Raw genomic sequence first — 10,499 nt, 5'->3', positions numbered from 1 at the left:
CCGCCTCGTTGAGCGAGACGGCGGCCACGAACGGTACCTTGTTCTCCGATCCGCGTCCGGCCTTGCCGCCGCTGCGCTCGCCGCCCAGGTAGGCATCGTCGATTTGCACTTGACCGTCGAGGACGTAGCGCGCCTCGCGCTCCACCATCGCCTCCATCACCTTGTGGTGGATGAGCCAGGCCGTCGGGTAGCTCACCCCGAGGTCACGCTTGAGGGCCAGCGACGACAGCCCGGTCTTGGCCTGGCTGATGAGGTGGATCGCCAGGAACCAGGTGGCCAACGGCAGCTTGGTGCCCTGCATCAGGGTACCGGCGATCAGCGAGGTCTGGTGGCGACAGGCGCGGCACTGGAACAGCGTATGGTGACGCCTGTTCACCCGAGAATAGGTCGTGCTCTCGCAGCGAGGGCAGCGAAAGCCGTTCGGCCAGCGCGTCTGCTCTAACGCCGCCGCACACTGCGCTTCGGTCCCATAGCGTTCGAAAAACTCGGGCATCGACAGGCCGGGCTGGAACTGGATGGGGTTCATGGCCATGGCGTCATTCTCCATCTGGAAGCTATACGTATGTACAGTATAGCGCTCGCCGCCATAAAGGAAAGCTGGGCTGACGATCATTGCTAATCAGGAAAAACAATGCTCAATGACTATCGGTGTACTGGCCAAGGCCTCCGGTATGGGGGTGGAAACCATCCGTTATTACCAGCGCAGGGGGTTGATGACGGAGCCCGAAAAGCCCTATGGCAGCATTCGTTATTACGACGGACAGGCCCTCGCGCGCCTTCATTTCATCCGCACCGCCCAATGGCTGGGATTCAGTCTGGATGAAATCGGAGGGCTGCTTAAGCTGGAAGACGGCGCCCATTGTGATGAGACTCGAGCCTTGGCTGAGCGCAAACTGGATGATTTGCGACGCAAGATCGCCGGCTTACGACAGATGGAATCCACTCTGGACAATCTGGTGGAACGTTGCCGGTGCAGTGAAGACCCAAAGCGATGCCCAATCATTCACTCATTGCAAGGCAATCTCGACGCCCCGACCGAGGAAGTATAGAAATGAGCGCAACACATCAGGATCGCGCCATGGGCGCGTTCGTGGGAGAAGCCCTGGGCATTTTCACCACGGCCTGAAAGCCGGGCAGACAGTAGCCACCTGGGCGTCGGTAAAGCCCACCGCCGGCATGGCACTGTGGTTTGCAGGTGATCGTCCACCAAATATAGTGCCACCCCGGGTATCGACGCCAATGCCCTCCAGATTCAGCGTATTCGTGTTTGGGATGCGCCCGGTTTTCCTCATCATATTTTTCGTCTCGGCCATAATCGCCAGGCGGGATTAGTTGAGCAGCGTTTTTCAAAATTTTTCAGTGAGTTGAAGATAGCCTGTAACACTTGCCAGCATTCTGTGTCAGTAAGGTAGCTTCTGCTTCAGGCAGGAGAGGACTCGGGCCGCAGAATGCAGCAGTGCGACTACATACTCCAATGCAATGAATTGAGGAAATTCGATTATGTTTCTCACGAGCAAATCCATAAAAAAGTTGAGCATGAAACCCGATTTCATTACTTTGCCGCTAGCGGCGGTGACGGCGTCTATGCTTCTGGCGGGTTGTGCGTACTCCGGCGCCTCCAGCGAGAGCGCATCCCAGCCCCTTGGCGAAAAGCGAGTAACGCAGGAAGAGGGCAAGGTAACTTATTGGGTGCTCCCCGGTCCTCGCAAGCTGGATCCGGAAACATTCGGCACGCCGGACAACCCGAAAATGCTGCTTGAACCGAAAATCAGAGCGGCTAAGGCGAGCAAAGGCCCCGACACGGTTCCGGAGCTTTTGAAGCAGGTTCCTATCATGGTGGCTGCCCCCGAGCAGGGGCGTAAGGTTATGCCCAACGGCGATTACGTATTTGCCCAGCCCACTCCATTCTCCAACAAAGCGCGGATTATACAGGGCAATTTCGCAGCCACTTTCACCGATAGGGTGAAAACAGACCCTCCGGGCAAACCGGGACAAACACCGGATACCGCCGAATTTTCGGCAGAATTTTCTGACCCACAGGGTAACCAGTACCGTGTGGTCCTGGACCATGTAGTGAAGCCGCCGTTTCCCGGTTATGAAACCGAGGGTGGTGTCATGCTGGATTCGGTTCACCACGGTGCCACCGGGACCGGTAGCCCGCTGATGCCGAAGGTGGATACAATCGCTGCTCTGTGGGGTGTTGGCGATCTGTATATCAACGGCGAACTGGTGGACGATCACCGGGTGATGCACCTGATGACCTCCGAAGTGGTGCGGAACAAGGACTATGAACTCGTACACACGAAGGACCTGCCACTTGCTCCCGAGGAGCGCCATATCAGTGGTCAGGAGCATCACACACATCTGATGATGCCGCCTATCAAAGGCACGAAAAAGGGCCCTGTGTTTTCCCCTGTTCCCACCGCCTTCGAGCTGCCAAATGGCAAAAAGCAGCCATTCCTTCACATCATGTTCGAGCAGGATCAGGTAGAGGTTCTCTGATCCCGGGAACGTTCAGGCATCAAACGGCGGAACCGGGCACCGGCCTGGTTCCGTCGCCAAATTTCCATTACTCAAGGTGAGGCTTATGAAACGCTTCAGAATGCTTCCGTCTGCTTCAATATTGATATTTTTTGTGCTGGCCATGAGCACAGGCGCAGTCTCCGCTGACCAACAAAGGCAGGGCGATCTCAGGACCGTGGAAGTGGTGGCGAAAGAGTTCGCCTTTGAACCGTCAAAGATCGAGGTGGCGCCCGGCTCCCAGGTTAAGATCAAGCTCGTTAACAAGGGTAACCTCAGCCACAATCTGCATACCAAGGGCAAAGGAGGAAAGACCGAAACCCTGCAGACCGGTAACTCGGATACCATTATTGTGACAGCCCCCGAAAGCGGGGAACTGGAATTTTTCTGTAATGTAACCGGGCATAAGCAAGCCGGGATGAAAGGAGCGCTCGTTGCCAAATGATGGAGAGATCATACAGGCTGAAGGGGACTGTTGGCGCCTTTCAGCCGTTCATTGTGGTGACAATGAGATGAAAAGAGCCGAAGGGATTGACGATGAAAACTAACACCGGGGGTATGTCGTGACCAAAACGCCCAGGGATCACGCTATCGGCGCCATCATGGGCGCATTCGTGGGCGAAGCTCTGGGCGTTGGCCCACACTGGTATTACGACCTGAAGGACCTGCATCAAACCTACGGTGACTGGATTAACGACTACACCACACCGAAACCGGGGCGTTATCACCACGGCCTGAAGGCCGGGCAGAGTGCCCAGGCCGGTTTTATTCTGGAACTGATGCTGCACTCACTGGTGGAATGTAATGGCTACCGTGAGGCCGATTTCTGCCATCGCCTGGATTATGAGCTTTTCCCGTTGCTGGATGGCCAGCCCAAAAGCGGCCCCGGCAACTACACCAGTGAATCCATTCGCCACGCCTGGCGTCGGCGGGTCTTTCAAAAGCGCCCCTGCCATGACATTGGCAGCGCAGCAGACACCACTGAGGCCATGGAACGAACCCTCGCCATTGCCGTGCGCCATGCTGTCGAGCCCGCCCTGATGTCCCAGGCGATTGCCGATAATACGGCGCTGACCAGAGCAGCGAAGCCATGCTGTCCATGGGCGTTGCCTATGGCTGTATTCTGGCCCGACTGATTCGAGGGGATACACTGGACGAGCGTATTTCAGAACAGCCTATGAAGTGGATAGCCGAGGGTGCCTTGTCCTTTGAGCCGGTCGCCACCCGGAAACCGGCCCCGGATCACCCGCAGTTGCCACTTAGGGCCAGGCGCCACATTGTCAGGGATGCCCTGCACGCTGCTTCCGATATCGCAGCCATGGCATGGGACCCGAACGTTCGTATCGAACCCGCCTGGAAGGTCTCCCATCTCTACGGCATGCCTTGCGCCTTCTACCATCAGTTACCCGCCGCTTATTACCTGGCTGCGTGGTTCCGTGATGATTTCGAAAATGCGGTACTTAACGCCATCAATGGCGGCGGCCAGAATCAGTCCCGCGCCATGCTGACCGGAGCGCTGGTGGGCCTCGGTATTCCGCAGCGGTTACTGGACGGCCTTGACCGAACGGATAAACTGCAGCGACTGGCCCACGCCCTGGCCTCGCAAATGCCGGATTGACGTTGCAGTTTAAAAAATGTTTGTTTTCAACTGACCAACAAACGGCCCTGATTGTTACACCGAAGGCTAAGAAATGAATCGCTTACATCATCATCACCGCGCCAAACTCAATTCAGCAAGGCTTGCCGGTGCTCTAGTGCTGGCTTTTCTGGTAACCGGCTGTTCGACGGGCGTACTCAATGCCAATTTAAGCGAGAGGTCCTCCCAGTCGCGATACGACTTCGAATCACGACTGCCCGAGAATGACGACCGGCTATTTGTTGTGCTTGCCTTTTCCGGAGGTGGCACCCGGGCAGCGGCGTTGTCCTATGGCGTTCTGGATGCCCTTCGCAATGAGCGCCTCGTAATCGATGACCAGCTTACCCGGTTGCTGGATCAGGTCGATGTGATTTCCGCAGTTTCCGGTGGCAGCTATACCGCTGCCTATTATGGTCTGTTCGGGGATCGACTGTTCGAAGACTTCGAGGAACGTTTTCTGCGTCGCAACTGGCCGCGCACCTATGGCTGGATGCTGGCCAACCCCTTCAACATGGCCAGGCTTGCCTCCCCCGACTTTAACCGCTCGGATCTGATGGCGGAGTTCTTGAACGACAGGATTTTCGATGGAAAAACCTTTGCGGAGCTGTCCCTTGGGCCGCGTCCTTTCGTCATTATCAATGCCACCGATCTGAACAATTCCCTGACCTTCAGTTTTATTCAGCCACAGTTTGACTTGCTCTGTTCGGATTTGAACAGCTACCCCGTTGCCAGTGCCGTCATGGCCTCCTCTACGGTGCCACCCGCGTTCGCTGCCGTTAGGCTCCGCAATCACCCAGGCTGCGGGGCGAGACACAAACCCTGGATCAGTCATGCTCTGGAAACCCGTGACTTGCTGTCCAGAGAGTTTGCTGTAGCACAGGGGCTATCCCGTTACATTGAGCAGGGGGATATGCCGTATCTCAATCTGGCGGACGGTGGCATCACCGACAATATCGGCGTACGGGGCTCCATGATGAGCCCGATCGCCCATCGTGGCGATGTCAAACGCATGGCCGGTGCCTTTACAGAAACGGCCCTCGAGAAGGTCGAAAAAGTTCTCGTCATTCTCGTTAATGCTCAGGTTTATCCACCATATTCCTGGGCGGTGTCGGGTAGGGAACCAGGAACATTCGATACCCTCCAGGCCTCCTTTGATGCGACGTTCAATACATTAACCACTGAAAATATCGCCCAGGCCCGTCGGGAATTTCTGGCCTGGGGTGAAAGCCTCAACCGCCGCCGTCCGCCCGAAAAGCCTCCTGTTAATGTCTACTTTACAACCCTGACATTCAACCAGATTGAGGATCCTGCCAGGCGAGAGAAGTATCACAGGCTCCCCACGGCGGCGCTGGCAGCTGATGAGGTCGACGCTCTGATCAGGCTTGGCGGGGAGCTTCTGCAGCAATCAGAACCGTTCCAAAAGTTTCTCGTTGACATGAAGCCGGAATCCAACGCATCGGATGGTTCTAAAATCGGTACTCCGCCATGAGCGAGCCAAAGCTGTCCTTCGGATCTTCGCTTGATGGCAAATTGCGGTCATCTACGGTCTTTTTCCCCGCTTTGTGTAACAACGACGGTTCTGTCTAGTCAGTCTCAAAGGGACAGCGACCCCTCACGTTATTCAACTAAAGCGGCGACACTCTATGTCCAATAACCTTCAACCAGTTCTCAAGGCACTGTTGCTGGCCCTCATGGTCAGCTTTACGGCATTGCCGGTCATGGCAGACAACCAGTACCCTGCAAGTCCGCTTGCAGCCCTCGGCGGATACAGCCCGGTTTCGTACTTTAAGCAGGGAGTACCGGAAAAGGGCTCTGCTCAGTTCCACAGTAATTACAAAGGAACGACCTACTGGTTTACCGATGAGAACCAAAAGCAGATGTTTGACGCTGCGCCCGCGAATTTCGCACCGGCTTTTCCAAATCACTGCCCTTATAACCTTGCCATGGGCCGCAGCGAACCCATTGATCCCACCAACTTCAAGATCGTGGATGGCCAGCTCCTGTTATTCCATCGTTCTGCAGAACACAATGGACGCAAGCGATGGGAGGAGACAATCAGATCCGGAGCAATGACCGAGCGCGAGCTGATGAAAAGAGCACAAAGTAATTTTATTAACATCAAGTTCTGAAACTGTTCATCCTCGCTTTAAACATCGGGTCATCCGGGTGCCTTCATGCTGGGCATAACATAGCAACCGAACCTGGAGTAGGCCGAGGCTTCCGTGCGTCTCTGCGACGCACTCCATCAACACGCCCGCTTTTACCGGATCCGTTACAATAACTTTGCCTTCTCTCTTGGCGATCGGGAATGCGAGCATGGCAACGGCGGGGAACATTCACTGTAACAATCAGGCTCACAGCGTGTCGTTTATTACTGATCAACAACAAAACTTCATCATTAGAAAACAGGGTTTGCCTCATGGTCTTCCGCCACATTTTTATTCTTTCAGGTCTGGTGCTAAGCGCTGTATTGCTCCTCGCCGGTATTGTATGGCCGGGAGTGAACTGGGTCTGGTTGATCATCGGGCCGTTGATTGTTCTGGGTATTCATGACCTTATCCAGAACAAACACACTCTACTCAAGATCTATCCGATTGTTGGCCATTTCCGTTACCTGTTCGAGTCAGTTCGGCGGGAGCTGCAGCAGTACTTTGTAGAGTCCGATCTCGATGGCGCTCCGGTCAGTCGGGAATTCCGCAGCCTGATTTATCAGCGCGCCAAAAAAGACAATGATACCCGCGCCTTTGGCACCATCTTCGATGTTTACCGCGATGGTTACGAATGGGTAAACCATTCCCTGGCACCCAGAGAATGCATTCCGACTAATCTTCGGATTCAGTTTGGCAGGCCTGACTGCGTCAAACCCTACGACGCCTCCCCGTTGAACATCTCCGCCATGAGTTACGGCGCCCTGAGCCGCAATGCCGTGATGGCACTCAACCGGGGCGCGAAACTCGGAAATTTTGCCCACAACACCGGCGAAGGTGGGATCAGCGAGTGGCACCTTGAGTACGGTGGTGACCTGATCTGGCAAATCGGAACCGGTTATTTTGGTTGCCGCACGCCGGACGGGGTATTCGATCCGGACCTGTTTACAGAGCAGGCGACACAGGATGTGGTCAAGATGATCGAGATCAAGCTGTCCCAGGGCGCCAAACCCGGGCATGGCGGCGTGCTGCCAGCCGCCAAAGTTACCGAAGAAATTGCCCGTATTCGTATGGTGCCCATAGGGGAGGACGTATTGTCACCACCCGGGCACTCGGCTTTCTCCAGTCCCGTGGAATTGCTGCAATTTGTCACCCAGCTTCGGGAACTTTCGGGCGGCAAGCCGGTTGGATTCAAGTTGTGCCCCGGTAACCGGCGGGAGTTCCTTGGCATTTGCAAGGCCATGCTGAAAACCGGCCTGCGGCCGGATTTCATTACCGTGGACGGCGGTGAAGGCGGCACCGGCGCCGCGCCGGTTGAGTTGACTAACTCGGTGGGCATGCCGCTGCGCGATGGCCTGCATTTTGTGCACAATGCCCTACGAGGCATCGGTGTTCGCGACAAGATCAGAATTATTGCCTCCGGCAAGGCCTTCTCTGCGTTTCATATCTTGCGAATGATGGTTCTCGGGGCCGACACCGTGAATTCAGCCCGCGGCATGATGCTGGCACTGGGCTGCATCCAGTCCCGCAGCTGCAATACTGACAAATGTCCTACCGGTATCACCACCCAGAACCCCGCCCGCTACAAACAACTGGAGGTCACCGACAAAGGCATGCGGGTTGCGAACTACCATCACTCATCCATGGAAACCCTGACGGAACTGCTCAGCATCCTGGGCAAGGATCAACTGGAAGATCTGGAGCCCGCGGATATTAATCGGCGGGTCAATCAAGGCAGTGTTATGAACTATGCCCAGCTGTATCCCTGTATTGATGAGGGCTGCCTCTTGCATACGGACTGCGCGCCGGATTCATGGGCCAGCGACTGGCATCAGGCAACTGCGTACAGTTGGCGCTAGGAATGCACTGTCTTGATCTCCAATTCTGAGCCTGACCAATAAGGATTTCCAATGACCAACAGCGTGCCCAGCGACAGAAAAGGCGGTTTCATGATGAATTCACAGGAGCTGGAAACCGCTGTCCGCCTGAAGCTTAATCTCGTGGTGATCATCGTCAACGACAATGCCTACGGCATGATTAAATGGAAACAGCATGCCATGGGTTTTGACAATTTTGGCTTGGATTACGCCAACCCGGATTTTGTTACTTACGCCCAAAGTTACGGCGCCCACGGCTACCGGATACAAAACGATGAGCACTTTCAACAAACTCTGGACACCTGCTTGACGTCTACCGGGGTTCACGTCATTGAACTGCCCGTGGATTACTCACTCAATCACGAAATCCTCAACGTCATGCTTAAGGAGAAAACATGCCAACTGTGAACACAACCAACAGCTTGCAAGTGTTGCGGCCTTATGATCAAAACGTCATCCGCGAGATTCCTATGGACTCGGCGTAAACGGTTATGGGTGCCCTGGCTAAGGCGCATCGACTCTTTCAGGATCAGTCGCGATGGCCTGATCATCCAGTATCTTCACAAGACCGCCTGGGAATGGCTGCCCGACTTTCGTTTGCTGAGTCATATTGCACCTTGATAGTGTGAGTGAATATTGTCTCTCCTGACTCTGATATGTTGGCTATTCGCTCATTTTCAACCCCGACAAACTGCATCGCGAGTTATAGGTACCCTCGGCCCTTAGACTGCAATTGGGACGCCGTTACCAACTTTCCCCGAACGGTCGGATATCCAGCTCGAAGGTCCAGGCTGAGGGATCCTGCTGGCAGAGATTCCAGACGGCATCAGCCACGGCTGCAGGTTTCACGAAGAAATCGTCCGGCTTGCCCGCGAGCCACTCGCGGGTACGAGGCAGGTCCACCACGCCATCGATCACCACATTGGCCACATGGATCTTCTCCGGCCCAAGCTGGCGCGCCATTGACTGGACCAGACTGCGCTGGGCGGCTTTGGCCGAGGCAAAGGGTGCGGTATTGGCCCGACCCCGGGTCGCCGCTGAGGCACTGGTGATGATAATGCTGGCGGTTTCATGCTGGCGCAGCTGAGGCAGCGCCGCTTTGGTGGCCGCCACCAGGCCCTGCACATTGATGCGCCAGTTGGCCTCGAAGTCTTCCAGGCTGGCCTCTTCCACGTTCTTGAAGACACCGCCGCCGGCGTTATACATCATCACCGAAACCGGCCCGAGCTCGCTCTCGACTGCGGCCAGCACTGCGGTGATCTGCTCTGGTTCCATCATGTCACACACAAAGGCACGGGCGCCGGTGACCGATTGCTCCAGCTGCTTCAGATAGTCTTGGCTACGGGCCAGCATCGCCACCTGAAAGCCCTCGGCGCTGAAACGCCGCACAAAGGCCTCGCCATTGCCTGGCCCAACACCCATAACAACACATACCTTGTTCATCTGCTGTCTCTCCCGTCGGTCACACCGGCTAGTTTGTCAGGAACTGGTCAGTCTCGTGTTGAGGGACAGGGTGCTCCACAAGGCGCGCAAGCCGTTTCGCCCCTCTGGCTTAACGCTGTCTCCACGTTACCCTGCCCGGAGTTAAATGCATAGGTTGGACTGTTCAGATGATCCACCAAGATCAGCGCCAAAATCATTCCGAGAATCAACAGGATACGGGTTCGTATTGTAGGCTCGTTCCATAGTTTCCCCCCGCATCAGTTTGGCAACCGGAACCAGGGCCGTAGCCGGATACCAATCAACGACCCGACGAAGGCGCTGGCGAACCATACCCAGGCATGCAGGCTGGCCGAGGCAATGCCAGAAAACAGCGCCCCGATGTTGCAACCAAAGCCCAGCCTGGCGCCATAGCCGAGCAGCAATCCGCCCACCACGGCGGCCAGAAACTGCCGGCCTTCGGGCCTGTTGCGACTGGCTTCATTGAAGCGGTTAGCCAGGCCCGCCGCGAGTATGGCACCGAGCAGCAATCCGAAGTTCATTACCGATGGGATGTTGGTGAGCACTGAATCCTTCAGAGCCATAGCCGGGTAGTCCCATTGCCAGAACTCGAACTGGGACATATTCACACCCACCACCTCCAGCGCCTTGGCGCCCCAGACGTTAAACGCGAAGGTAATGCTCCAGGGTGCGCCACCGATGGCGATGGTGAGGGCATTGCCAGCGGCCAGAATCAGGATCGCCCAAGTAAATGGCCAGCGGCCACTGAGCAACGTTCTCAGCACGCCGTGGTGTTGGCTTTTCCACAGCAGTTCATCCCGTTCAATCGAGCCATGGGCCTTGCGCTCAATGCGGTTGACCCACCAGGCAAGCAGCCCG

At 56.0% G+C, this 10,499-nt stretch carries 10 protein-coding genes and 2 pseudogenes; 8 read left to right on the top strand and 4 right to left on the bottom strand.

Features of this window, described 5'->3' with window-relative positions; translation table 11 throughout:
* The coding region (locus A3OI_RS0116900) for an IS1595 family transposase (protein WP_018405422.1) at positions 1-532 on the bottom strand (532 nt) is incomplete at its 3' end.
* 106 nt (positions 533-638) lie between these two features.
* Between A3OI_RS0116900 and A3OI_RS0116895 the strand changes: the two genes are divergently transcribed.
* A complete protein-coding gene (locus A3OI_RS0116895; protein WP_018405421.1) occupies positions 639-1,049 on the top strand; it encodes a MerR family transcriptional regulator in 411 nt (136 codons plus the stop codon).
* 63 nt (positions 1,050-1,112) lie between these two features.
* On the opposite strand, the gene A3OI_RS0116890 is transcribed toward A3OI_RS0116895, so the two are convergent.
* Positions 1,113-1,295, bottom strand: a complete 183-nt coding sequence (locus tag A3OI_RS0116890; RefSeq protein ID WP_155903201.1) for a hypothetical protein — start codon at positions 1,293-1,295, stop codon at positions 1,113-1,115.
* A 205-nt stretch (positions 1,296-1,500) separates the two neighbouring features.
* Here A3OI_RS0116890 and A3OI_RS0116885 point away from each other — a divergent pair, with 205 nt between their 5' ends.
* The 7 genes and pseudogenes from A3OI_RS0116885 to A3OI_RS0116855 form a co-directional block, all read left to right on the top strand.
* Positions 1,501-2,502: a hypothetical protein gene (locus A3OI_RS0116885; protein ID WP_018405420.1), complete on the top strand. Its 1,002-nt coding sequence runs from the start codon at positions 1,501-1,503 to the stop codon at positions 2,500-2,502.
* Between the two features lie 85 nt (positions 2,503-2,587).
* A complete protein-coding gene (locus A3OI_RS0116880; RefSeq protein ID WP_018405419.1) occupies positions 2,588-2,965 on the top strand; it encodes a cupredoxin domain-containing protein in 378 nt (125 codons plus the stop codon).
* Positions 2,966-3,122: 157 nt separating this feature from the next.
* Positions 3,123-4,138, top strand: a pseudogene (locus A3OI_RS24740) (ADP-ribosylglycohydrolase family protein).
* Positions 4,139-4,211: 73 nt separating this feature from the next.
* A complete protein-coding gene (locus A3OI_RS0116870) occupies positions 4,212-5,645 on the top strand; it encodes a patatin-like phospholipase family protein (protein WP_018405418.1) in 1,434 nt (477 codons plus the stop codon).
* Positions 5,646-5,799: 154 nt separating this feature from the next.
* A complete protein-coding gene (locus tag A3OI_RS0116865; protein ID WP_018405417.1) occupies positions 5,800-6,285 on the top strand; it encodes a YHS domain-containing (seleno)protein in 486 nt (161 codons plus the stop codon).
* Positions 6,286-6,575: 290 nt separating this feature from the next.
* Positions 6,576-8,162 (top strand): FMN-binding glutamate synthase family protein, encoded by a 1,587-nt coding sequence (locus tag A3OI_RS0116860; RefSeq protein WP_018405416.1) that lies wholly within the window; start codon positions 6,576-6,578, stop codon positions 8,160-8,162.
* A gap of 81 nt (positions 8,163-8,243) precedes the next feature.
* Positions 8,244-8,588, top strand: a pseudogene (locus A3OI_RS0116855) (thiamine pyrophosphate-dependent enzyme); the annotation flags it as partial.
* 336 nt (positions 8,589-8,924) lie between these two features.
* Here the strand turns inward: A3OI_RS0116855 and A3OI_RS0116845 are convergent.
* Both A3OI_RS0116845 and A3OI_RS0116840 read right to left on the bottom strand, forming a co-directional pair.
* Positions 8,925-9,623, bottom strand: coding sequence for an SDR family NAD(P)-dependent oxidoreductase (locus A3OI_RS0116845; RefSeq protein WP_018405412.1), 699 nt, complete (start codon positions 9,621-9,623; stop codon positions 8,925-8,927).
* A gap of 257 nt (positions 9,624-9,880) precedes the next feature.
* The coding region (locus A3OI_RS0116840) for a YeeE/YedE thiosulfate transporter family protein (RefSeq protein WP_018405411.1) at positions 9,881-10,499 on the bottom strand (619 nt) is incomplete at its 5' end.

Origin of the sequence: Marinobacter gelidimuriae (assembly GCF_000372805.1) — a bacterium.
GTDB lineage: Bacteria > Pseudomonadota > Gammaproteobacteria > Pseudomonadales > Oleiphilaceae > Marinobacter > Marinobacter gelidimuriae.
Note: the sequence above shows the minus strand (reverse complement) of the source record. Positions and strands in the feature narration are given on the sequence as shown.